This window comes from Sediminibacterium sp. FW305-C-61 (assembly GCF_058231065.1).
Map to the genome: position 1 here is coordinate 348,044 of NZ_JBIQXR010000004.1, position 25,554 is coordinate 373,597.

A 25,554-nucleotide genomic window follows, 5' to 3' on the forward strand; every position below is an offset into this window, starting at 1 on the left:
TATGCCAAAAACAGGTAAATCTATGGGGGATTTAATCAAAAACAGGTAAAAATACCTGTTTTGAAAATCCCACTTAAACCAGTATAGTTTCATTTTTTTTTGGGAGCACTTTTGTTTTGTCAAAGCTTTTACTAGTGGAGCAATACCACGATAAAAAAGGACTGATCTCGTTCAGTCAATTAAACGGGAAACATTTCTCTTTGGGACAACAAGTACCCATGTAAAATTATTAAACTACACTGCAATGACTAAAAATATTGGTAATAAGCCCCAGATTGCGCTTAACCTGAAACCAGGAAAGAAAAAGTTAATTGAACTTCAACGTAAGTTTCTTTCAGAGAAAAACAGTTCGCCTGTTAATAGTACTTATATTTTAAAACATAAAAAGCCTGGTGATACAACTAAACCTATTCCTCTTTATGTAAGCCTGGTTAATTCGGGAAACCTGCAGGGCGGGTACGACCAGCTCTTTGTGGATTTTGTGCCAATTCCGGCTAATGCATGGAGCTACAACGCAAAAGATAAAATGTTGATCTGGAACGATCAGAGGGGAGGTGGGCAATTGTTTTTTACGCATGCAGGATATGGAGGTGGGTATGGTATGATTAACCCGGGGTTATTTGGAATTGCTGTTTCTGCTTCAGCAACTGCAAATTTTTCCTGTGCTGTGGCAGAAAATACCGGTACTACTTGCATTGTAGATAATGAGCAGGTTACAGGCTTTAACTGGGATATTAGCTCCCAGCCCTGGACTTCAGCAAACTGGGAACAAAACAGGTTATTACTCAGCTATTCCTATACACCCGGAACACCATGGCAACCAGGAACTGTGTCATTTAGTTTTACTGATAACCAAACATCAGGGCAAAACATACCATGGACCCCGGAAAGTAATTTTGAGGCAAACCTGAATCTCGGGCAGTTAAAAAATGGGCAATTCGGGTGGGTGCTAGATTTTAAATCTTCCATTAATCCACCCACTGATAATGGGGCATCTAACCCTGACACTGTATATCCATGTTGGTTACAGGCTAATGAAGATATGGCTGCACAGGTGATTAACGGAGTGATGGCTATTGATAACCTTGATCCATTAAAGGGAATGCTGATTGGATTGCAGGGAGCACAATCGAATCCGGGCTTAATGGGTTATTATCAAATTGAAAATGCAGCAGCCCCGTTTGGAATTTTTCTTGGACGATTAATTGTTGACGGAAATATTGTGAATAAATCTTTTATTGAGGGGAATACATTACACTGGTCAAACCTCAATCAAGATCTCCAAAAGCAACTTGGATTACCTGTGGAAGGATCAATGACATTTTCGGTTGACGGATCAACAGTTGTCAATAATTCTGATAACAAATATCAGGTAAAAAGATTGTCTTCTGAAGCATGTCAATCGGCCCTTCAGCAAACAAGTACTCATCCTCAAATCGGGTTAAAATTAAATGAACTTCAAAGTGCGATAGCTGGTCAATCCCTCAATATTCAGGGTTTGTTGATCATGAGCCCGTATAATCAGGAGAATGGACAATGGGTTGATGAAGTGCAACAGAATGTTACCAGCGATTTACAGGCTATCATGAACTCGTATGTCCCTTCTGATATCTGGAACCTGTTATTTCCGGGAACAAGCCAGCCCACGCTTTCGGGAGAATTACAAACTGTTGCCAACTCTCCGGTTCAAGGAGTGCCGGATCCTTCAGAATGGTACAAAAGTTTAGGTACAGCCGTAATGACTTCAGGGATGGCATCAGGTACAGATCCCAATTGTAAGAATATGAATGGACCAAGAGCAAATCAATGGCTAAAAACTCAGGTTGCCAGTTCTCCGGTTTACCATGCACATACCCAGTTGCTTTTTGCTTACGAATGGGAGCAGAAATTTTCAACAATAACGCAATATCTGGCAGATCAGCAACAAAATACTTCAGGCGCGGCGTATCAGGCTAATATTAATACAATAGTAGCGGCTCAGCTTAGTGATCTTCAAAATGATGTACAGCCAGATCCAACTGATCCGGATATGGTAACAAAACTTGAAGCAATTGTAACGGATCTGAAAAATTATACCAATCAAAACAATTTATACTGGGCACTTTGTTATTATCTGTATAATACATCAGGTAACATACTCGCCAATATTGCTATTCAAATGAGCATGTCTACCGGGTCGGATGATCCCACCGCTTTGTCGAGGATGTTCCAACAGAATATTTCAGTTTTAACCGCTCTTGATCCTACAGGATATTTCAGTAAGAAGTATCTCGAAACGATTAATGTATTTATGGCAACGAATATTCTGCCAATTATGTTTGGATTTCATGGTGATTCTATGGATCCGGATATGATTCAGATTTATCTGCAAAAATTCGTTGATAACAACATTAATTCTGAAGATCAGACAATTAAAGCAGCGGCACAGCAGATACAAGCCATACTTCAGGAAAAAGATGCGGATAAACTATTTGAAGGAATTACTCAAATACTGGTTTCAACATCCAGTGCAATTGATGATGCACTTTCATTTCCAATAGTGGCGCAAAATTTCCTGAATGCTTTTAAACTGGCCTATCCAAAATTATCGGGTGTTGCTGGGGTGTTGTGTCCGTTGGTTATAGGAGGAATTACAGCACTGAATTGTATGATGTTAATCAAAGGATTTACCGGATGGAAAAATCTGAACGATGAAGAAAAAGCTGAACTAATTACTGATGCTTCTCAGTTAGGACTTCAGTTAATAGCCGCTGTGCTGAAAAGAGGGGTTAAAATTTATTCACTTTTTGATCCGGAAGCAGGCTTAACGGCATGGCAAAGATTTGCGGGAGTGAGTGAAATTATGCTGAAGGGTGATTCTGAATTAACAGAAGGGTTGGCAAGAATTTCAAATGCTACAGCTCGTTGGATTGGAGATGCAAAAATGACTACGGTAACAATTTTTGAAGGCAGTGAATTTGAATCTGTAATGCTTGTTGAAGCAGCGGAAGTGGATGCTGGGGACGTTTCTATGCTAGTAAAAGTATTTGGGAAAAATATGGATGAATTTATTGGTACGCGAATTACTCCATTATTTATTCTTGGTGCAATCGGGTTTAGTATCTATTCTATTGTTGAGGGAGAGAGCACACTTGAGGAAGTGTCGGATATCATAAATATAGTGGGAGGTAGTCTGATGTTGGTGTCTATCGGGTTTACACTGGCTGGATTTACCACACTGGCTACCGTGGCGGGAGGCTTTGCAATTGTTGCAGCACTTGCTGGCATCGGTATCATGATTTATGAACTATTTCAGACACCTCCCGACCCCGTTCAGGAATTCGTGGATCAATATGTTAAACCGGCAGGGTTTTATGTTTCTTCCGCCGACAGTAGCATTGATTATGTAACTGCATATCCCGATCCTAATCAGGGGAATTTGATGATGCTCGGATTTTCTTTGGGAACAAATGGTCAGGTTTTGAGTGTTGACGTCAGCGGAAATATTTCAATTGCAGCCAGTAACGCAGGTGCGCCTGCTACTACATGGCAGGTACTTACTGACGGACTTGGTATTAGTAAAATCTTTACGGTAATTCAGCCGGATAGTACACAACCACCAGTAGTAGCTTACCTCTCTCTTATGAATGATGATAGTATCAGTTTTCAGCAAGGGGCAACCGCACAGGCAAATCCGGCTATCAAAACACAGCGATGGTTAAGCATTCCACAAAATAATGCAACCCTTGCTAATGGAACCGCGTATCTGTCTTCTTTGGATCTGATACTGCAACCTGTTATACCTGATGCATCGGGAAATTATGAGCCTGGTAATGCAACCGGATATATGGTACAGCAATCAACAGGTGTTGTATATACTGAAACAGGAACCGGTACCAGCTTTACTTTAAAGATGTCAGGAATTGCTCCCAATTATATAACAATGAAAGATGTCAAATTTATCGAAGGTACAACCCCGGATAGTTCGGAAGTGTACGGCCCTGCTTTTGGTACTCCGTTTGTCAGCACACCATGTTCTTTTACTATATCGCCAGCAGTACCTTCTTTTCTGATATTTAATACTGATTCAGGAACTATACAACCGAATGGTCAACAAATACCTTCAACACCATCTTCAACATCTGAAACACTTTCCATTACTAATGCTCTTGGAACCGAGCAGGTGAAGTTTTCTATTGATGTTTCTGCTGCTTAAATCCAAAAGGACAGGTGACAATTAGTGTCACCTGTCCTTAATTGTAAAAAAAATCAATTTTCAAATCATTACAACGGTTAATTATGACTAACCAACAACTTGCCCAGCAATTTGCTGAGGATTTTATCAATGCGCAATCAGATACCGTCGCACAACTTAATAGCGAACTTGGAAGTACACCAGAGGGGTTATTAGATCAATTAATAGATGCTATACCATATTACCAGGATCCTGCTTTTATGAACCTTCATAGGGGAGGGCTTATCAATATGCTGGAAACCTATCTTCCGAATAATGCTATAGAACCACAAGGAAACGACAGTGGATGGGATTATAATACAAGTTATAGTTACTGGGGCTCTTATTCCGGATACCAAAATGCCTTCTATACAAATATTACAGCAAATCCGGCGGCGAATGCAATCGTGACTGAGCTCAATAGTTATGAGCCTTCATTCTGGACAGAAAAATACATGAGTAAATTTGCTGTTATAGTATTAACGGATGCCGTGCGTCAAAAAAATGCAGCCGGAGTTAATACCGGTAGCCTGGCCACGGATCTGGAAAGCTATAATCAATCGCTTAACCTCCAACTGGCTCAGACATATCTTGCTATTTTTAAAAATGTTTATCAGCCAACCCAGCTTGCCATTCAGAATATAACATCCTCCGGTAATACCGATGTTGTTTGTAACTTAATTGTTAGTACCCTGAATCCAAACAGTAGTTTGGTAACCGATTTGAATATTGCGCTAGCAAATCCTGATTCTGCAGTAGCTTCTACCTGGTTTATTTACAATTTATGTATTATCCTGAAAATACTGCAGTGCAGTGATATCCCAACTGTTCTTGCCAATAGTGGCTTGACTTTACCTTCAGAATTTAATAATTCAGGGTGGTGGACCGGTCAGTATACCTCATGGTTTGTTGGGCTTAGCGGGTCTGATGTAATGAATGATGCAGGAAATATGATTACGGCGTCGTTGCCGGAACAGTCTGTAACAATTTTTGCCGGTACTGGTGGACAGCCCCAAACCAGTTATCCAAATGTGTCAAACGGGTATTCTCAGAGTTTATGTAACTGGGGGCCATTAAATTACTATAATCCCCCTCCATCAAGTTGTTTTGGGGAAGGTACAATGGTACTAATGTCTGATAACTCAACAAGGCCAATTGAATTAATTGAAAAGGGAGATATTGTTCATACGCAGTTAGGGCCACGAAAAGTTGTATTAGTGGAAACCCCAAAAAGAATGGGAAGAAAACTGATTAAGATTGACCAATTGAATATGTCTTTTACAATTGCGCATCCGTTGATTTCAGCAGAGAAAAAAACAGGTAAATACCTCGCAGTTGATCCATGGGGATTAATCGACGGGATTCCAACAAGTACATTAGATGGGGTAGTTACGCTAGGTTCAGGAAGCAGGCTGCAAGCTTTAAAGGATTCGGCAGAAGCTTCATATTCAGTTCAGGAAATACAGGAAATTTCAAGCGAGAGAGAAGGTGAACTGGTGTATGACCTTATACTCGAAAACTGGGAAACTGATATGCCTTGCTATTATGTAGGAGGCCCGGAATATTTTATAGCAACTGAAGCGGAAACAGTTCACCCATTACAGGAACCACTGGTAAGCACTGCAATCATTGCTAGCCTAAACAAAGTAAGAGATGTTAGCAGGAATAAAATTAAAAATCCCGAAGCATCCTTGCACCATTTAATATACAATCTCGATTTGGAAGAGTTGAAGAAAAGTGCATTCGATAAACTAAGTCAAGATGTTTCCGGTGAAGAAATGTCGTTCCCTTCGATACCGAAACCAGATTTTTATTATTATGAAGGTAAGTGGGATGTACATGCTTCGTTATTAGAATACCATCTTGTTAGGTATTATGGAAGATGGCTGCGATCTGAAATTTACAATGGATGGAGAAATAACCTGTCAACAGGGGATAAAGGAAATTTAATCATAGACCTGAATGATCTTGAGTTAATTGATGCTCCATTGGTAGCAAACAGGTTGTTTGAACTGAAATTTAGTTTACGGGATCAGGATAGAAAGATAACGCATGTAATAAACCACTCCGAAGCACTGGCTGGTAACCCTTTTTGGCGAGTGCATTTTGACAAGTCGCTGGTTATTGGAGAATCGGAGATGAGGTTCCAGAAAGGGTTTTTATCCGGGGATATCTATTGTGATGAAACTTTAGCCGGTTCATTTAACATAGCCATTACCCCAGGTATGCAAAGTGTTCAAGGTTCAGATCTTTTTATCTATAATTCAGATAATAAGATAATTGGAAGAGTAAATCTCGCGCTCCGAATTTTATCACAAACAGCATTGCTTGATGAATCAACACAACATGAGTTGTGGACAGGACAAAAAATGTGGAATTATTCTCTGATATTAGGAAATTTACTAGGCGATAAATTAGTTGATTTAATTAAGGAAAGAAATAAAATTGCAGGGTAGTAAACACAGGTTCACTTAGCATATAAAATTCTTTTATACATTAAAATCGGGGGATAAAAAAAGAGGTTACTATGATTAGTGGCCTCTTTTGCGTGATCCCGCTGAGACTCGAACCCAGGACTCTCCCGATAAAATCGGGATGCTCTACCTTCTTATGAGCTTTTCAATGAATATCCTTGATTTTTGTTTTTTAATGTAGGTCTCTCTTGCCTTAGCTTCTTGTAAAGAATCAAATGTTTCAACATAAACAATTAGCCAAGGGCGCCCTTTGGCAGTAAAGGTTGATTTGCCAGCATTGTGTTCGCTCAGCCTTCTATTCAAATCTGTACATGCACCAATATAATATTTGTTTAGTTTGTTTGAGTAAAGGATGTAAGTGTATGGCATAAAAAAAAGGTTACCGATTAAAGTAACCTTTCTTCTTGTGATCCCGCTGGGACTCGAACCCAGGACTCTCCCGATAAAATCGGGATGCTCTACAATCAACTGAGCAAATCAATTGAAAGTAGAAGGCATAAAAAAAAGGTTACCGATTAAAGTAACCTTTCTTCTTGTGATCCCGCTGGGACTCGAACCCAGGACCCATACATTAAAAGTGTATTGCTCTACCAACTGAGCTACGGAATCAATATTTTTAAAACTCTACTCAGAACCCAAGACCCTCCCGATAAAATCGGGATGCTCTACCAACTGAGCTACGGAATCGCCCTTTTAATCAACGATTTATATTACTATATATCGTTTTGGGAGTGCAAAAATAGGTGAAATAAAAAAACAGCCAAATTTTTATTAGTCTTTTTTATACGATTTACTCACATTCAATTCATTAGAAGTAATTTGATCCGTTATTTTTGTTGTATAAAGTAGCAATTATGTCAATATTCCTCAACAAAGTAGTAGTAATTACCGGTGGCTCTGATGGTATTGGTAAGGCATTAGTAGAAGCTTTCCTCGAATTAGGCGCAAAAGTGGCCACTTGTGGGAGGAATTATGATAAACTTTATCAATTGCAGTCACAACATACCAATAAGCCATTGCTTATACATACAGCCGATGTGAGCAAGGAACTGGATTGTAAACAATTTATTGAGCAGGTAATCAAATCCTTTGGCACAATAGATATATTGATCAATAATGCCGGAGTGTCTATGCGGGCACTTGTTACTGAAGCAGAACTCGATACAATTCGTAAGGTGATGGACATTAATTTCTGGGGAACGGTTTGTACCACCAAATTTGCCTTGCCTTATATTATTGTAAATAAAGGAACTGTTGTAGGAGTATCCTCTATTGCAGGATATCGTGGATTACCCGGAAGAAGCGGTTATTCAGCTTCTAAGTTCGCAGTACATGGTTGGCTGGAAGCATTAAGAACAGAATTATTAGACTCTGGCGTAAATGTTATGTGGGTTTGCCCGGGTTTTACCAGTTCAAATATTCGGAATGCGGCATTGAATAAATCAGGAGAATCGCAGGGTGAATCACCTATGGACGAAGAAAAAATGATGAGCGCCGATGAATGTGCCACTCATATTATCAAAGCAATAGAAAAAAGAAAACGCACCATTGTTTTAACATTTACCGGAAAAGAAACTGTTTTCCTAAACAGGTTTTTCCCATCTCTAGCCGATAAGCTGGTTCGTAAGTTTTTCTTTAAAAACGGTGAGTTGGTGAAATAACATAAGCTTCCTTGCGTTATTTAGGCGGCATGCCCATTGTTACCTTAACTACTGATATCGGACAGCGCGATTTTCTTGTTGGCGCTATAAAAGGACAGTTCCTGCAACTGGATCCTACAGTAAATTTGTGCGATATTACCCATTACCTGCCCCAAACCAATTATCCCCAGGCATCTTATATCTGTACCAATGCCTTTAAACATTATCCTGCAGGCACATTTCATGTAATCATTGCCAATCTCTTCGATACACCATTGAAATACCTGCTAATGGCAAAATATCGCCAACAGTATATCATTTGTGCTGATAATGGCTTATTGACTATGATAACTGGCGAAAAACCTGCTGAAATGGTATCAGTTTCTTTAGGTAACGCTCATAACTTATTGCAAATCACATCTGCAGTTGCGGTGGCCGTTAATACAGTTTCCAAAACCGGTCAATTATCCAGTGCAGGACAGCCAATTTCAACTATTGATGAAAAATATCCGCTTAGACCAACACTTGGTCCTGATTGGATTGAAGGTCAGATACTGTTTATTGACCAGTTTGAAAATGTGGTAATCAATATAACTGAGGCTGAATTTAATGAACAACGTAAGGGAAGGGGCTTCAAAATAGTGTTTAAGCGTAATGAAGTAATAGAAACTATAAGTGCCAACTATGCTTCCGTTCCGGAAACCGAAAAGCTGGCCTGGTTCAATTCTGCAGGCTATTTGGAGATAGCCCTTAGAAACGGCAATATGGCCGGACTATTTGGCCTCCAGGGCTTTAATGAGCAACTCCAAAAAGCCCCAACAGTAGATACCAGTTGGTTTTACCAGACCGTAAGGGTGTTTTTTGAGGGATAAGGGAGTAGCTATTAGGTATTAGGAGTTAGGTGTCAGGCTTTAGGTTAGGAATTTCTTACTCACTATTCACTCTCATCATTCACCATTCACAATTGACAATTCACCATTCACCATTCACATTTTTCAGTATTTTCGCATCCGCAACGGCGAAGGCCGTCATTCATTTAATCATCAATATATTTTATGGCATACGACTTAATAGTAATTGGCAGTGGTCCCGGAGGTTATCCGGCTGCTATTCGTGCTTCACAGCTTGGATTTAAAGTAGCAATCATTGAAAAAGAAAGCCTGGGTGGTGTTTGTCTGAACTGGGGTTGTATTCCCACAAAGGCATTACTGAAAAGTGCGCAGGTATATGAATACGTAAAACATAGTGCCAAATACGGTATCAACGCAACCGGTACACACGATTTTGGCGGCGTAATTAAGTTCAGTCGCGGTGCTGCTGAGAAAATGAACAAAGGTGTTCAGTTTCTCATGAAAAAGAATAAGATTGATGTGATCATGGGGTATGGTAAAGTGCAGTCAAAAGGTAAGGTAGAAGTTACCGCTGCCGATGGAAGCAAACAAGTAATCGAAGCCAAATATATTGTTATCGCTACTGGTGGCCGTAGCCGCGAATTACCTAACCTGAAACAGGATGGTAAAAAAGTAATCGGTTACCGCGAAGCAATGGTATTACCTGAGCAACCAAAAAGCATGATCATCGTGGGAAGTGGTGCAATTGGTGTTGAGTTTGCTTATGTATACAACAGCATGGGTACTAAAGTAACCATCGTAGAATTTATGCCGCGCATCGTTCCGGTTGAAGATGAAGATATTTCAAAAGAACTGGAGAAAAATTATAAAAAACAAGGCATTGAAATTATGACCAATGCTTCTGTTGAATCACTGGATACCAGCGGAACAGGTGTAAAAGCACAGGTTAAAAAACAAGACGGATCAATCGTTACACTGGAAGCTGAAGTAGTATTAAGTGCAGTAGGTGTAGTAGCGAATATTGAAAATATTGGTCTTGAAGAAAATGGTATTAAAACCGAAAAAGGTAAGATCGTGGTAGATAAATTCCAGCAGACATCTGTTCCTGGTATTTATGCAATTGGTGACTGCTCGCCTGGTCAGGCATTAGCACACGTTGCATCTAAAGAAGGTATCAATGCTGCTGAACACATGGCTTATCTCGAAAAGAAACACCACCACCTTCCTGAAGCAATTGACTACAACAATATTCCTGGTTGTACTTATTGCACGCCTGAAATTTCAAGTGTAGGTTATACAGAGAAAGCTGCTAAAGAAGCTGGTTACGAAATTAAAGTAGGTAAACTGCCATTTGTAGCAAGCGGTAAAGCTACTGCAGTAGGTGCTACCGAAGGTTTCGTAAAAGTAATCTACGATGCTAAGTATGGTGAGTTCTTAGGCTGTCACATGATCGGTTACAACGTAACAGAAATGATTGCCGAGGCTGTAGTAGCCCGTAAACTGGAAACAACCGCTCATGAAATCCTTAATGCAGTACACCCTCACCCAACTATGAGTGAAGCACTGAAAGAAGCAACTGCTGCTGCTTATGGAGAAGCGATAGATATTTAATGGCTGATGTCGGATGGCTGATGTCGGATTTGATTTCAGATGTCAGATCTCAGATTTTTTTAGGATATTTTTTAGGGCGTTCTGGCTTTTGCCGGGACGCTTTTTTTTGCTAATGGCTAATAGCCAATTGCCATTAGCAAAAAATTGCCTGGTGCTCTGGCTTTCTTTATGCGGGTTGACTGATTTTGTGCACTCATTTCTATTCGCTGGGCAAGCAGTAAAATAAATCGTTATCCGTCATCATAAAGTTAAACAAGCGGGTGTAAAATCATAAAAAAATCGGAACTTACCGTTCCGTCAGTATTAGAAGAGCTGACTCACCTATAATAAAATTTAAACCATGGCCATCATTAAACTGCATGTAAACGGCAAAGAAAAAGAAGTGGATGTAGATCCGGCTACACCTGTTTTATGGGTATTGCGTGATCACCTTGATCTTACCGGAACTAAATACGGATGTGGTATTGCTTCCTGCGGTGCCTGCACAATTCATCTGGATGGGATGCCTGTCAGATCCTGCCAATTGCCGGTAGTGGCAGTAGGGGCCAAAAAAATTACCACTATTGAAGGTCTCTCAGATAATAATACACACCCTGTTCAGGCCGCATGGATTGAGGAACAGGTGCCTCAATGTGGTTATTGTCAGTCGGGCCAAATCATGGCAGCCGTTGCCTTATTGAAAAACAAAGTATCGCCTACAGATACAGATATTGATGCTGCGATGCAGGGCCATATTTGCAGATGCGGTACTTATCCACGTATAAGAGAAGCAATCAAAAAAGCATCCAAAAAGATGTCTGCCAAAGGTTAGCATCAATCATTTTTAACCACAACAATGATCCATTATGGAACCAAAAGATATATCAAGAAGAAAATTCATCAGGGCTGCCGGATTATCTGCCACAGCACTAACCTTGGGTTTCTACTTTTCAGGTGAATCAAAAGCATCTACCATTATTAAAGGAGAAGATGCGGAAAACTATGGGGTTTCCCTCAATTCTTGGATACACATTGATACCAATGGTAAAGTAACCATTGTATGTCATCGCGCTGAAATGGGACAGGGGGCTTATCAGGCCATACCGCAAATGATTGCAGAAGAATTGGAGGTAAATCTTGATGAAGTCAATATCATTTTCGGTAAAGGTGATACTGTTAAGTATGGTAGTCAGGTTACAGGAGGCAGCTCAACAGTTCGGGGTACTTATAAAAATCTGTTGAAGTTAAGTGCAACTGCGCGCGAAATGCTGGTAGCAGCCGCTGCTGCGAAATGGAGTGTGCCCGTTGCTGAATGTTTTGCAGAAGCCGGACATGTGATACATCGTGTGTCTGGGAAGAAAATGCATTATGGGGAATTAGTGGCAGATGCTTCAAAGTTGCAAACACCTAAAGATGTACAACTTAAAAAAGTAGCCGATTATAAGCTCATAAGAAAGCCACTTCCTAGACAGGATACTCCATTAAAAACGAATGGTACAGCAATTTTTGGGATTGATAAAAAGTTACCCGGAATGCTTTACGCTGTCGTGGAACGCAACCCTCGATTAAGAGGTAAGGTGAAATCATACGATGATAGTGCTGCGCTTAAAGTGCCCGGGGTAAAAAAAGTGTTTAAAGTTACCATGAAAGTCTTTGATACGGATCGCGAAGGGGTAGCAGTAGTTGCTGAATCAACCTGGGCGGCCATGCAAGGAAGAAAAGCTTTGAAAGTGGTTTGGGATGATGCTGGTTTTGAATATGTGAATACAGAAGAACTATATAAAAAAATGAAGGCTGACCTGCAGTCTAAAGAGGGATTGTCTGCTAAAAAACAAGGTGATCCTGATGCAGTATTGGCGCAGCAGAAAAATAAACTGGATGTTGTTTATGAAACACCTTATCAGGCACACGCCTGTATGGAACCATTGAATTGTGTGGCACATTATAAAGGAGATGCTGTTGAAATATGGGGGCCAATACAGGCGCCTGATTGGGTGCAAGGAGATATCAGTCAGAAAATGGGCCTCAAAAAAGAAAATGTACAGGTTAATATGACATTTCTTGGAGGTGGTTTCGGTCGAAAAGCTTTCCTGGATTATACGCACGAAGCCTGTTTGATCTCAAAAGAAACAGGTGCTCCGGTACAGGTTATCTGGACACGTGAAGATGATATGACGCAAGGCCCTTTCCGACCGGGAATAAGCTACAGAGCTGAAGGAGCGGTGAACAACGGCGAAATCAGTGCGGTTAAATTCAGGATGTGCGGACAAAATATCGGACATTGGATGGGTAGTAAGAAAGATGTTCCCAATGATAGTGTATTGGAAGGCTTCCAGCCGCATTATCTGGATAATATTAAAAACATTAGTTTCTCTGATATTCCTTTTGAAACGCCTGTTCCTATCATGTGGTGGCGTTCTGTATATGCATCTACTAATGGGTTCGCTTATGAAAGCTTTATGGATGAACTCGCAATTGCAGCAGGCAAAGATCCATTGGCTTTTAGAAAACAATACCTGCAAAACGAGCGTTGTCAGAAACTATTAGAAAAGGTAGAACAGGTTTCCGGATGGAAATCCCGAAAGCCCAAACAAGGATATGGCGTTGCAATTACGGAGTGTTTCAATAGCAGCGTAGCACAGGTAGTTAAAGTATCAAAAGATGCTTCTGGCAAAATCAAGATCGATAAAGTGTGGGCTGTAATTGATTGCGGCTGGTATGTAAATTCCGATACGGTACGAGCACAGGTTGAAGGATCAATAGTTATGGCATTAGGTGCTGCAACAAATCATGAAATCCATTTCAAAGACGGATTGACCGTTGAGAATAATTTTACTACTTACCGAATGCCCAGAATAAATGAAATTCCACCGATAGAAGTATTTATTATGGACAATAATGAAGACGCCGGAGGTGTGGGAGAACCAGGTTTACCGCCATTTACACCAGCACTAACCAATGCTATTTTTGATTTAACAGGTAAGCGAATCAGGAAATTGCCATTTAATCTGGCTAAGATTTAATTTGTTTGAAATAATTTTTATATGGTAAAAAAAATATTGACACTATCTATAATCGTATCAATAGTTATAATATCGAGTAGCTTTATTCAAAGTGACGTACAAAAAAGTATTACACGGGGTAAAGAAGTCTATGAACTTTATTGTCAGAATTGCCATCAATCCGATGGCATGGGAATGGCGGAAATCAATCCGCCATTGGTTAAGGCAGATTATATGAAAAAACCTGCCAAAGATCTGATTAATGTTATCCTTAAAGGATCAATGGCCAGTTTAACCGTAAATGGGAAAAAATACCTGGGATCTATGCCTGCACAGGAATACCTGAATGATGAACAAATTGCTGATGTCCTCAATTTTATCAAAAACAATTGGGGGAATAAAATTCCAGGACTTGTTACACCAGCGATGGTAAAAGCACAACGCAAATAAAACAGTAGCTTCTCTTATTTAGTATCATGCATGAAATTCTGGCCATTATAAATGCGTATCACCAGGCTATGTCAGCGGGAAAAAAATCAGCGCTGGCAACGGTGGTGCATGTAGAAGGGTCATCCTATAGAAGACCAGGTGCAAGAATGCTGATTACCGAAGATGGACAACTTACCGGATCTATCAGTGGGGGATGTCTGGAAGGAGATGCATTCAGAAAAGCACTTCATGTGATCCTTTCTGAAAAAGCCATGCTGGTTACCTATGATACTGCTGATGAAGATGATGCTAAATTCGGAATAGGACTGGGTTGTCAGGGCGTGATTCAGGTATTGATTGAACCATTGCAGGGTGAGAGAGGACAGGAGATTATTGCATTACTCGAAAAAGCAACAGGCGTTCGCCAGAAAAGTGTACTGTTTACTTTGTTCTCCATAAAAGATAAAAGATCGCCACAGTATGGCTCCTGTTTTTGGATGGGGGAAGATGATCAACAGTCAGGGCAACTACCTTTCCGAGATATAGACTTGTTTATACAAGAAGGCATTCAGGCCATGGGAAAAGGTAAATCTGTATTCTTTTCCCATCAATATAAAGATCAGGAATTGGTCATTTTTGCAGAATTGGTTCAACCTTCTGTTTCATTGGTTATAGTTGGCGCGGGTAATGATGTAATTCCATTGGCAAATATGGCATCCATATTAGGTTGGCAGTCTGTCATTATCGATGGCAGACCCATGTATGCTACCAAAGAAAGATTTCCTATGCCTTCCTGCCAGGTGTTTCATGCAAAAGCTAATCAATTACTGGAGCATGTAACCATAGATCATAGAACGATGTTTGTATTGATGTCGCACAACTATAATTATGATCTGGTTATCTTAAAAGAACTGTTGACAAAAGAAGTTACCTATATAGGTGTTTTAGGGCCACATAAAAAAATGCAAATGATGATGGATGAATTGAAGGAGGGAGGAGTTGTATTGTCAGAGAAACAGCAAGCTGCTATTCACGGGCCTGTTGGATTAAATATTGGCGCTGAAACGGCGGAAGAGATTGCGGTGTCTATCATCGCTGAAATACAGGCTGTATTAACTTCCTCCAATGCACTTCCCCTGAGAGAGAAAAAAGATGCTATACATCAGCGGGATGATTTAGCTATTCAATCTGTTATTTCATCTTCATCTGTTTGATTCATTCATGAAAAACAAGGAAACTGCTGTATTGATTTTAGCTGCCGGAGCATCAAAAAGACTCGGCAAACCCAAGCAGCAGCTTGTATTTAAGGAACAGACGCTGCTCAACAGAATTATTGAAACAGCTAAAGAACTTGCTTCGGGTCCTGTTTTGGTTGTACTGGCTGATCATGTTGAAAGGTTGGAGCAAGAGGGGATTATATCTCTTTCTAATTCAAAATGGGAAGAGGGTATGGCAAGCTCCATTCATTGTGGAATAGACAGGCTGGTCAGCGATTATCCAACAGTAGATAAATTGATCATAACAGTATGTGATCAGCCCTTTATTACTGCTGAATTATTCAGGGAAATGATTGACTTACAAATGCGAACCAATCAACCAATGATAGCCTGTAAATATGCTGATACTATTGGCACGCCTGTATTATTTCATCAATCAGTCTTCGGTGAATTAATGGCTTTAAGCGGTGATAAAGGGGCAAGACAATTACTAAAGAAAGATGCGCAACGGGTTGGATTGGTTAACTTTCCACTTGGAAGTATCGATATCGATACAGCAGAAGATTATGAAGGGTTGATTAAATTGTAAAAACATGATTGTAGATACGCATCATAGGGTTCATAATTATTTAAGGATTTCGCTGACGGATAATTGTAATCTTCGTTGCTTTTATTGTATGCCGGAGGATGAATATGACTTTGCGTCTGCACAACAACTGATGCAGGTAGATGAAATCGAGGCCCTGGCAAAAATGTTTGTTAGCCAGGGGGTCAATAAAATCAGACTTACCGGTGGTGAGCCATTGGTTAGGAAAGATGCAAAGGAAATCATCAGAAGACTTGCAGCATTACCTGTAACCTTAACCATTACCACCAATGGAACCCGCCTGCATGATTTTGTGGATGTGTTAAAGGAAGCTGATGTGAAGTCTGTCAATATCAGTTTGGATACTTTACAGTCAGATAAATTTCAATTGCTGACAAAGCGTGATCAGTTTGAAATAGTTCAAAAAAATATTGAACTGATGATCGTAAATGGCTTTCATACGAAAGTGAATATGGTTGTGATGCGTGGTATCAATGATTCGGAAATCAATGATTTTATTACCTGGACAAAAGACCATCCTATTCATGTGCGATTTATTGAGTTCATGCCCTTCAGCGGCAACAGGTGGAACAGCGATAAGGTTTTTACCATGGATGAAATGTTAGGTGTAATCGGTGAAAAATTTGATTTTATACCGCTGCAGTCCGATAAACATGATACCGCGAAAAAATTTATGGTGCCTGGGCACCAGGGTACATTTGCCGTAATCAGTACCATGAGTGCGCATTTCTGTGGCGATTGCAATCGTATCAGGCTAACAGCCGATGGGAAAATTAAAAATTGCCTGTTCTCAAAAGATGAATTAGACTTATTGACGCCATTAAGAAACGGCGATGCTGTATTGCCATTGATTCATCAATCCATTGCGGCAAAAGCGGCAAAACTAGGGGGACAGTTTACAGAAGATTATGCAAAGCTGGAAGCCGATAGTATTAAAAACAGAAGTATGATCACCATTGGTGGTTAATCAACCGATTGATAAATATTTCGAGAGACTATGATCAGTGTATCAGAAGCCAGAACAATCATTCAACAAAATATTCCGTCAGTTTCAACTGTAGAGATGAAGCTGCAGGATACTGTTGGGCTGAGGTTATCAGCCGATATTATTGCTCCGGTAGACATACCTGCTTATCCTCAGTCATCTATGGATGGTTATGCATTTGCTTATGATAGTTGGAAAGATAATTTTCTACTGGAAGTAAAAGGAGAGATGGCTGCGGGAAATCAAACAGTCTTCACGGTGGAGCCGGCAAATGCGGTACGTATTTTTACCGGAGCTGCGGTACCCAATGGGGCTGATACCGTGGTGATGCAGGAAAAAGTACATATTACCAATGGCAGGTTAACAATATTGGACGATCAGTTATTGCGCGGTAATAATGTTCGTTTGCAGGGATCAGAAGTAAAGGCAGGAGAACTGGCATTGGCTGCGGGTACAATATTAAGCCCTGCTGCCCTTGGTTTTCTTGCTGGTATGGGTATTACGCAAGTACCCGTTCCCTGTCGGCCAAAAGTTACCATTATCATTACCGGAAATGAATTGCAAATGCCCGGAGAGAAACTTGAATATGGGCAGGTGTATGATGCAAACTCTTATACACTAACAGCTGTATTGCAACAAGCTTTGATAACTGATATACAAATACGCAAAGCACCAGATGTTTTAGAATTGCTTACCCGACAATTGCAGGAAGCTATTCAGGAAAGTGATATTGTACTATTGACAGGTGGAGTTAGTGTGGGTGATTATGATTTTGTACTGGAAGCAGCACAGCGATGCGATATTACCAAACAGTTTCATAAACTAAAACAAAAACCAGGAAAACCACTTTTTTTTGGAACGAAAGCACAAAAATTGGTGTTTGGATTGCCGGGAAACCCGTCTTCAGTACTTACCTGTTTTTATATGTATGTATTACCAGTTATCTCCTCCATGATTACTGGCAAAACTGCGCTGCCGGTGCAAAAGGTACCATTAGCCGGGTCATTCAAAAAAAATACCGGACTTACACATTTTCTGAAAGGCTATTATGATGGAGAAGAAGTTTCACAGCTTGGAGCACAGGAATCATATCGGATGAGATCTTTTGCAACAGCAAATTGTTTGATTGAAATACCGGAGGATATAACAGTTTGTGAGGAAGGTGCATTAGTAACTATTCATCTCTTACCTGTATAATCGTCAGCATGGATAGCGTATTCTTATTTTATATTTTATTACTGGTAATTGCATTTCTCTATGCCTCGGTAGGGCATGGAGGTGCGAGTGGGTATTTAGCACTGATGGCTATATTCAGTGTAGCTCCGGAAGTAATGAAACCAACAGCTCTATTACTTAATCTCTTTGTTTCACTTACCGCATTTCTTCAGTTTTACCGGGGTAAGCATTTTGTGTGGAAAGTGTTTCTCCCATTGGCTTTGGCATCAGTGCCAATGGCATTTGTGGGAGGGTTGATCACCATTGATTCATTCATTTATAAAAAGATACTTGGGGTACTGCTGGTTTTTTCTGTTATACGCATGTTGATGCCTGTAAAAAAAGCAGAACAGGAATTAAAGCAGGCTAATTTTACTGGAGCTTTATTAATGGGTGGCACCATTGGTTTACTATCGGGTATGATAGGAATTGGTGGCGGAATTATTTTATCACCACTGTTGATTTTGTTTCATTGGACGGATCAAAAGCAAACTGCTGCCATTAGTGCACTCTTTATTTTTGTGAATTCTGTATCGGGATTATTGGGACAGTTAACAAAAGGGATTGCGTTTAGTTCAGATATGTATGCATATGTAGGTATTGCATTTGCAGGAGGAGTTGTAGGGGCTTATTTTGGTGCTATGAAATTTAAACAAACCGTGATGAAAAAGATATTGGCCGTTGTGTTAGTGGTAGCCGCGTATAAATTATTGTTTACAGGAGCCTGAATTATACAGGAATATTTATTTGATTAAGCAGATGATATGAAAACAGAGATCCTTTTATTTGGACAACTTGTTGAGCTGATTGGTACGGCACGAATCAGTATGGAAGGTTTTGTGGATTCAGCATCTTTAATAGCCGCCCTGAAAGAAAAATACCCTGTGCTGAATGGAGCGAAATTTGTGGTGGCCATTAATCAGGAGATAATAAAAGAAAACAGTGTATTAAAGGAAAACAGCATTGTTGCATTATTGCCACCATTCTCAGGAGGATAATATGAATAAAACATTTCCATATGAACGTTACCAGCGTCAAATGATGCTACCGGGGTTTGGGATTGCTGCCCAACAGCAATTATCTGAAGCCCGGGTGCTGGTAATTGGGGCTGGTGGACTTGGCTGTCCGGCACTACAATATTTAACTGGAGCGGGCGTAGGTGTTATTGGTATTGCAGATGGTGATACTGTGTCGTTGAGTAATTTGCATCGACAGATTTTATTTCAAACCAATGATATAGGTAAAAACAAAGCAGAAACGGCAGCCTTTTATTTGCGTGCATTAAATCCCGAAATAGATATACAGGTTTTTCCGAAAATATTGACAAGTTCAAATCTTTTGGAAGTGCTGGCCGACTTTGATATTGTACTGGATGGCTCAGACAATTTTGCTACCAGGTATATGATCAATGACGCCTGTGTGCTGATGAATAAAGTGCTTGTGTATGGAGCTGTTTCGAGGTTTGAAGGGCAGGTGGCAGTATTTAATTATATGCTTGAAAATGGGGAAAGATCTTCAAATTACAGAGACCTGTTTCCCCAACCACCGCAAGAAACTGAAGTATTAAATTGTGCAGATGCGGGGGTGGTAGGAGTATTGCCCGGTATTATCGGTTCCATGCAGGCTAATGAAGTCATTAAGCTGGTAACCGGACTGGGAACACCATTGGTGAATCAATTGCTTACTTTTAATGCGATGAATAATCAGTTTTACACGGTTAACATTCTCCCTGTTAAGCATACGCGTGAGCTTATTCCTAAAGATACTGCTGCATTCGAACAAACTGATTATAACTGGCTCTGTAATACTTTGCCTGTGACAAACGAAATAGATGCGACTACTTTTGAAGATTGGCTTGGTTTGGATGATATGGCCATAGTGGATGTAAGAGAATTGCACGAATTACCCGCAGTAAATGAATTTGAACACTACAGAATACCACTTACAAAACTATTGACAGACTATCAGGTGCTTACCCAACAGAAGATTGTTGTATTTTGTCAGTCAGGTAAAAGGAGCCGGCAGGCAGTAAGTCAATTAGCGCAGGTACTGGATAAGTCAAAAACTATAGTAAGTTTACGGGGAGGTATTCTTGCCTGGAAACAGTTTCGCGAATGGAAGTAGTATGAGTATGAAAGAGACAAAAATTAAAAATATTTTCCTGCAGGGTGCTATTCCTGCTGCATTTATTGCAGACAGTATTCAAAAGCACAGTTCGAAGACAAGTATCGGCGGACATAGCATTTTTCTTGGTCAGGTTAGGGCTGATGAAATAAATGGGAAACTGGTTGCAGCGATAGAATATACCAGCTATGAGGAAATGGCTTTGCAGAAAATGCATGAAATCCGTGAATCAGTATTTGAGAAATATCCACTTACGTGTATGCATGTTTACCATAGTTTAGGCAGGGTTGCTGTTGGGGAAATATGTTTGTTTGTATTTACTTCATCTGCTCATCGAAAGCCTGCAATAGAAGCTTGTAATGAATTGGTGGAAAGGATAAAGGCGGAATTGCCGGTATGGGGTGCCGAGATATTTACAGACGAAACACATCAGTGGAAAGTGAATCAATAATTATGGTAGATATAACATCGAAATCGAATACACTCAGACAAGCCATTGCATCAGCTACGATTACTGTTTCAAAACAGGAGACGATTGATGCCATCAGGAATAAACAGGTTCCTAAAGGTGATGTATTTGAATTTTCCAGAGCTGCCGGATTATTGGCCATCAAGAAAACGAGTGATGTGATTCCTGATTGCCATCCTTTGCCCATAGAATTTGCTGCCATCAGACATGATATAATTGGGTTGACTATTCAGGTAACGGTGGAAGTGCATACCATCTATAAAACCGGTGTAGAAGTGGAAGCCATGCATGGAGCTGCTGTTACGGCTCTTACTATGTATGATATGCTCAAGCCTCTGGATAAAGGTGTTGAAATTACCAATATCAGATTGGTGGAGAAAAAAGGAGGTAAGTCTGATCGTTTACCAGTTGAGGCAGGATCAGTTACTTGTGCAGTGGTGGTTTGTTCCGATGCTGTATCGGCAGGCAAAGCGGAAGATCAATCAGGTAAGTCAATTGTTCAAAGGATGGAACAATTGGGTTTACAGGTAAAAGCATATACTGTATTACCGGATAATGTGCAACAAATACAGGACCTGTTGCATACTCATGTACAGGATGATATACAACTTGTTTTGTTTACGGGAGGTACAGGACTTTCTCCAAGAGATGTTACACCTGATGCTATTGAACCTTTATTAGACAGGCAGGTTCCCGGTATTATGGAAGCAGCCAGGAATTATGGACAACAAAGAACTCCCTATGCTATGTTGTCGAGAGGAGTAGCGGGTTATGTTAAAAACACGCTGGTAATTACGCTTCCTGGTTCTGTAAAAGGGGTGAAGGAAACAATGAATGCTATTTTCCCGCAGGTATTGCATTTGTTTTCAGTTGCAAAAGGCGAGCGCCATAGCTAGGGTAGCCAATTAGTAAACATTTTTGTGAAACAGTTGTTTGGAAAGGGGATTGACCGATTTTAAGGTATTAGACTTTTCTTTTTCTATGAATATGCTTAGTTTACACAAGCGTTAAATCCTTCACTTTTATGCCAAAATATACTTTAACAGTAAACAACAAACAAGTATCTGTTGAAGCAGATGCTGATACCCCATTATTATGGGTATTAAGAGATCATTTGAATTTAGTAGGTACCAAATATGGTTGTGGTGTTGCGCAATGTGGTGCATGTACCGTACATCTAAATGGTAGTCCGGCACGTTCCTGTCAGTTACCAATAGCAGCCATAGGTACTGGTAAAGTAATAACCATTGAAGGATTGAGTGAAAAAGGAGATCATCCGGTGCAGCAGGCCTGGGTAGAAATGGATGTTGCACAATGTGGTTATTGTCAGTCGGGGCAGATCATGGCGGCTGTGGCATTGCTGAAGAAAAATCCTAATCCAAGCGACGAAGAAATTGATTCAACCATCACCAATATTTGCCGTTGCGGTACCAATGTTCGCATACGTAAAGCCATTCACCTGGCTGCATCAAAAGGAGGTAAGTTATGAGTATACCATCAGTTAGCAGAAGAAATTTCCTAAGGGTAAGCATGATCGCTGGTGGCGGTATGCTGGTAGGGTTCTCATCTTTGGGCCGCAATCAGGAAGAACAATTGGATGATACCGCATTTACGCCAAATGCTTTTATTAAAATCACACCTGACGGTAAAATAACCCTGCTTGCACCCAATCCTGAAATTGGGCAGGGTGTAAAAACTTCATTGGTGATGCTGATTGCAGAAGAGATGAATGTTGACTGGCAAAAAGTGGAAGTAGAAATTGCACCATTGGATGCGAAATACGGTAGTCAGACCACAGGTGGAAGTGGAGCTATCCGTAGCCGTTATGCACCCCTCAGAAAAGCAGGTGCTACAGCACGTGTTTTATTAATAGCAGCAGCGGCAGATACATGGGGTGTTGCAGCAGCAGATTGTTATGCTGAAGGAGGTTTTGTGGTGAATAAAACTTCCGGAAAAAAACTTTCTTATGGTGAGTTAGCCAGTAAGGCAGCATCTATGCCCATACCGACGAATATTCCTTTGAAAGAGGCAAAAGATTTTACACTCATCGGTACCAGGGTAAAAGATGTAGATGCAAAAGCCATCGTAACAGGGAAACCTTTGTTTGGCATAGATACAAGAAGAGAGGGGATGTTATTCGCGGTAGTTGCCCGACCACCTGCACATGGGAAAAAACTACAGTCTTTCGATGATAGTGCAGCATTGAAAGTTAATGGAGTAAAGAAGGTAGTGCAGGTTAAAAATAGTGTGGCGGTATTAGCCTCATCAACCTGGGCTGCGATAAAAGGTAGAAATGCATTAAAGATCAATTGGGAAGATGCCGCAAAGTTGGAAAGTACGACTGATCATGATAAAAGTTTCAGGGAATTATTAAACAAACCTGCGGCAACGCCAAACCGCAATGATGGTGATGTAGATACTGCCATGTCTGCTGCAACAAAACAGTTAGATGTGTATTATGAAGTACCGGTATTATCCCATGCCCAAATGGAGCCTTTGAATTTTTATGCAGATGTGAGAGACGGGAAGGCTGAACTATATGGACCTACACAGGTTCCACAAAACCTGGTTTCATCAGTTGCGAGGGAGTTGAATATTCCCGTTGCAAATATTACCCTTGGATTACCAAGGCAGGGCGGGGGCTTTGGAAGAAAACTCAGACCCGATAATGGAATCGAGGCGGCACTCATTTCTCAGGCTGCACAGTGTCCGGTACAGGTTCAGTGGACCCGTGAAGATGATATGCAAAATGATTTTTATCGCGCCAGTGGAATGTTTCGTTTTAAAGCAGCCATCAAAGACGGAAACCTCGAAGCATGGCAACAGTCTTTTGCCTGTTTGAGCAATGGTAGAAGTCCGGATACTTACCCCGCTGGAGCTTTAAAAAATCTTCGCATTGAAAGTCATAGTTTGCCAACCAATATTCCTACAGGTCCATGGAGGGCACCAACACATAATGTGCAGGCATTTGCCAACGAGAGTTTTATGGATGAGGTGGCTACGGAATTGAAAAAAGATCCGGTGGCGTTCAGACTTGAGCTATTCAGGAAGGCGAAAGAGCAACCCATAGGCAGACTCGCATATGATCCGGATAAATTTATCAGTGTTGTGGAGTTGGTAGCGAAAATGAGTAATTGGGGTAAAACACCTGCCAATACGTATCGTGGGTTTTCTACCTGGTTTTCTTTTAATAGTTATGTAGCTCAGGTAGTTGAAATAAAAATGGATAAGGGCAAGCCGAGAGTCACCAAAGTGTATTGTGCGGTGAATTGTGGTAAAGTAGTTAACCTGAGTGGTGCAGAAAATCAGGTACAGGGTGCAGTGGTTGATGGACTTGGTCATGCCATGTACACAAAACTCACTTTCCAGCAAGGCGCAGCTATGCAGACCAATTTTGGACCTTATAATTTTGTCAGGATGAAGAATACACCTTTGGATGTTGTGGTAGGATTTGTGCCATCAGAAGAGGATCCAACAGGTTTGGGAGAGCCGGGTTTACCACCAATTGCCCCGGCACTGGCTAATGCCTTGTTTGCTGCTACGGGAAAACGTTTCAGAAAAATGCCGTTTGCGGATGAGATAACATTCGCATAAGATTGAAGTTTAATAAAAAAGGTTAGTGCAGCTTAGATGAACCAATGCTGTTCTAACCTTTTTTATTAAACTTCAGAGAACTGTTAATCAGCCCAAAATTTTTTGGTGGCTTTCGATCCTATGGTTTTGAATAAATGTTGTAATTGATCGCCCAGAGCTTCATTATTTTTTTTATAGCATAACTGTAAAAAGAAAAGATTGTTACTATTGGTAAATGTTTTGCCATTCGGAAAAGTTTGTTTGTTTTCCACTTTATTACCTGCTGTTCGTAATAATACGTTGATGTCTTTGGCGATTTCAACAACATCTTCCAGATATACTCCCTGCTCTTCAATAATACTGTCTCTTTTTACAATAATGCTTAGTTTGTTCATAGAGTCTAAGCGAAAAGGTTGTACAATAGTAAATTTTCTGTCTGCTGGATAATTATCAGGGTCTTTCTCCTGGTAGGTAATTTCTTGTTGCAGGTACTGATTCAATGTCGTAACAAGCTGTTGTTTTTTATAGTGGTATTCCTGTAACCATTTTATATGATCCCGTATTCTTTCAGTCAGGTTCCTGATCTTCATGATTTGACCGCTATAAATTGTAAGGGAGTTGTCCTGTGAAGCAGGAGCATAGGTCATTCCCGGAATCAGGTATTCGCCAAGAATACTATTGCTATCTCCCTTCATCTTAAAAGTTATGGTTTGTTTTTGATAATTGTCATATACAGAGTCGATTTCCAAAAAAGGGATGTGAAATTGTACCTGCCAGCTTATTTTGTCAACAGGCTTATTATAATTATAAGGTTTATGGGGTGTACGTCTGTATACAATTTCCATTTTGTGCCAGTCGAGTGTTAAAGATTGTCTCATGCTATCTTCATACACTCCAGGGGAGTAAACATGGAATATAGATTGCCGTAATAAACCTGATAAGCTGCTTATTAAATTACTCTCATCTTCTAAATCTGAAATAGGGGATTGTGCTGTACTGAGTTTTGTAAAGCATAGAAGTGATAGTATAATGAGTTTCAGTAATCTACGCTGCATATACAATAGTTGAAATGTTGGGATGAAAGCATTTCACTAAGCTAGGTTATCGTAAAAACTGTAACAATACCATAAAACTGGTATTGCAGCGCATTTGCCATCAGCGATTT

At 40.4% G+C, this 25,554-nt stretch carries 21 protein-coding genes and 2 tRNA genes; 19 read left to right on the forward strand and 4 right to left on the reverse strand.

Annotation, left to right across the window (positions count from 1 at the left end; genetic code table 11):
- Positions 1 to 244: 244 nt before the first annotated feature.
- Positions 245 to 4,195: a hypothetical protein gene (locus tag ACH30E_RS12650; protein ID WP_490825104.1), complete on the forward strand. Its 3,951-nt coding sequence runs from the start codon at positions 245 to 247 to the stop codon at positions 4,193 to 4,195.
- An 83-nt stretch (positions 4,196 to 4,278) separates the two neighbouring features.
- A complete protein-coding gene (locus ACH30E_RS12655; RefSeq protein ID WP_490825105.1) occupies positions 4,279 to 6,669 on the forward strand; it encodes a hypothetical protein in 2,391 nt (796 codons plus the stop codon).
- Between the two features lie 144 nt (positions 6,670 to 6,813).
- On the opposite strand, the gene ACH30E_RS12660 is transcribed toward ACH30E_RS12655, so the two are convergent.
- From ACH30E_RS12660 to ACH30E_RS12670, 3 genes are all read right to left on the reverse strand, one after another.
- Positions 6,814 to 7,056, reverse strand: a complete 243-nt coding sequence (locus ACH30E_RS12660) for a GIY-YIG nuclease family protein (RefSeq protein WP_490825106.1) — start codon at positions 7,054 to 7,056, stop codon at positions 6,814 to 6,816.
- Positions 7,057 to 7,094: 38 nt separating this feature from the next.
- A tRNA-Lys gene (locus ACH30E_RS12665) sits at positions 7,095 to 7,166 on the reverse strand.
- Positions 7,167 to 7,223: 57 nt separating this feature from the next.
- Positions 7,224 to 7,296 (reverse strand) — tRNA-Lys (locus ACH30E_RS12670).
- A 245-nt stretch (positions 7,297 to 7,541) separates the two neighbouring features.
- Between ACH30E_RS12670 and ACH30E_RS12675 the strand changes: the two genes are divergently transcribed.
- From ACH30E_RS12675 to ACH30E_RS12755, 17 genes are all read left to right on the forward strand, one after another.
- Positions 7,542 to 8,348, forward strand: coding sequence for an SDR family oxidoreductase (locus tag ACH30E_RS12675; protein WP_490825107.1), 807 nt, complete (start codon positions 7,542 to 7,544; stop codon positions 8,346 to 8,348).
- A gap of 29 nt (positions 8,349 to 8,377) precedes the next feature.
- Entirely contained in the window at positions 8,378 to 9,199 is an 822-nt protein-coding gene (locus ACH30E_RS12680; protein WP_490825108.1) for an SAM hydrolase/SAM-dependent halogenase family protein, read from the forward strand.
- 183 nt (positions 9,200 to 9,382) lie between these two features.
- Entirely contained in the window at positions 9,383 to 10,789 is a 1,407-nt protein-coding gene (gene lpdA / locus ACH30E_RS12685; RefSeq protein WP_490825109.1) for a dihydrolipoyl dehydrogenase, read from the forward strand.
- 340 nt (positions 10,790 to 11,129) lie between these two features.
- On the forward strand, positions 11,130 to 11,600 hold the full coding sequence (locus tag ACH30E_RS12690; protein WP_490825110.1) for a (2Fe-2S)-binding protein: 471 nt from the start codon (positions 11,130 to 11,132) through the stop codon (positions 11,598 to 11,600).
- 34 nt (positions 11,601 to 11,634) lie between these two features.
- Entirely contained in the window at positions 11,635 to 13,791 is a 2,157-nt protein-coding gene (locus ACH30E_RS12695; RefSeq protein WP_294992279.1) for a xanthine dehydrogenase family protein molybdopterin-binding subunit, read from the forward strand.
- Positions 13,792 to 13,812: 21 nt separating this feature from the next.
- A complete protein-coding gene (locus tag ACH30E_RS12700; RefSeq protein WP_490825111.1) occupies positions 13,813 to 14,220 on the forward strand; it encodes a c-type cytochrome in 408 nt (135 codons plus the stop codon).
- Between the two features lie 26 nt (positions 14,221 to 14,246).
- On the forward strand, positions 14,247 to 15,413 hold the full coding sequence (locus tag ACH30E_RS12705; protein ID WP_490825112.1) for an XdhC family protein: 1,167 nt from the start codon (positions 14,247 to 14,249) through the stop codon (positions 15,411 to 15,413).
- Between the two features lie 7 nt (positions 15,414 to 15,420).
- Positions 15,421 to 16,005, forward strand: a complete 585-nt coding sequence (locus tag ACH30E_RS12710) for a nucleotidyltransferase family protein (protein WP_490825113.1) — start codon at positions 15,421 to 15,423, stop codon at positions 16,003 to 16,005.
- Between the two features lie 4 nt (positions 16,006 to 16,009).
- Complete coding sequence (gene moaA / locus ACH30E_RS12715) at positions 16,010 to 16,990, forward strand: GTP 3',8-cyclase MoaA (protein ID WP_490825114.1); 981 nt, start codon at positions 16,010 to 16,012, stop codon at positions 16,988 to 16,990.
- Between the two features lie 30 nt (positions 16,991 to 17,020).
- A complete protein-coding gene (locus tag ACH30E_RS12720) occupies positions 17,021 to 18,205 on the forward strand; it encodes a molybdopterin molybdotransferase MoeA (RefSeq protein ID WP_490825115.1) in 1,185 nt (394 codons plus the stop codon).
- Between the two features lie 8 nt (positions 18,206 to 18,213).
- On the forward strand, positions 18,214 to 18,951 hold the full coding sequence (locus ACH30E_RS12725; protein WP_490825116.1) for a sulfite exporter TauE/SafE family protein: 738 nt from the start codon (positions 18,214 to 18,216) through the stop codon (positions 18,949 to 18,951).
- Between the two features lie 36 nt (positions 18,952 to 18,987).
- On the forward strand, positions 18,988 to 19,221 hold the full coding sequence (locus tag ACH30E_RS12730) for a MoaD/ThiS family protein (protein WP_294992261.1): 234 nt from the start codon (positions 18,988 to 18,990) through the stop codon (positions 19,219 to 19,221).
- 1 nt (position 19,222) lies between these two features.
- Complete coding sequence (gene moeB / locus ACH30E_RS12735) at positions 19,223 to 20,347, forward strand: molybdopterin-synthase adenylyltransferase MoeB (RefSeq protein WP_490825117.1); 1,125 nt, start codon at positions 19,223 to 19,225, stop codon at positions 20,345 to 20,347.
- 1 nt (position 20,348) lies between these two features.
- Positions 20,349 to 20,798, forward strand: coding sequence for a molybdenum cofactor biosynthesis protein MoaE (locus ACH30E_RS12740; RefSeq protein ID WP_490825118.1), 450 nt, complete (start codon positions 20,349 to 20,351; stop codon positions 20,796 to 20,798).
- A 2-nt stretch (positions 20,799 to 20,800) separates the two neighbouring features.
- Positions 20,801 to 21,712 (forward strand): bifunctional molybdenum cofactor biosynthesis protein MoaC/MoaB, encoded by a 912-nt coding sequence (gene moaCB, locus ACH30E_RS12745; protein ID WP_490825119.1) that lies wholly within the window; start codon positions 20,801 to 20,803, stop codon positions 21,710 to 21,712.
- A 128-nt stretch (positions 21,713 to 21,840) separates the two neighbouring features.
- Complete coding sequence (locus tag ACH30E_RS12750; RefSeq protein ID WP_294992250.1) at positions 21,841 to 22,305, forward strand: (2Fe-2S)-binding protein; 465 nt, start codon at positions 21,841 to 21,843, stop codon at positions 22,303 to 22,305.
- Complete coding sequence (locus tag ACH30E_RS12755; RefSeq protein WP_490825120.1) at positions 22,302 to 24,410, forward strand: xanthine dehydrogenase family protein molybdopterin-binding subunit; 2,109 nt, start codon at positions 22,302 to 22,304, stop codon at positions 24,408 to 24,410. Before ACH30E_RS12750 ends, ACH30E_RS12755 begins: the two co-directional genes overlap by 4 nt.
- 83 nt (positions 24,411 to 24,493) lie before the next feature.
- Here the strand turns inward: ACH30E_RS12755 and ACH30E_RS12760 are convergent, their stop codons facing one another.
- Positions 24,494 to 25,444 (reverse strand): hypothetical protein, encoded by a 951-nt coding sequence (locus tag ACH30E_RS12760; protein WP_490825121.1) that lies wholly within the window; start codon positions 25,442 to 25,444, stop codon positions 24,494 to 24,496.
- Positions 25,445 to 25,554 lie beyond the last annotated feature (110 nt).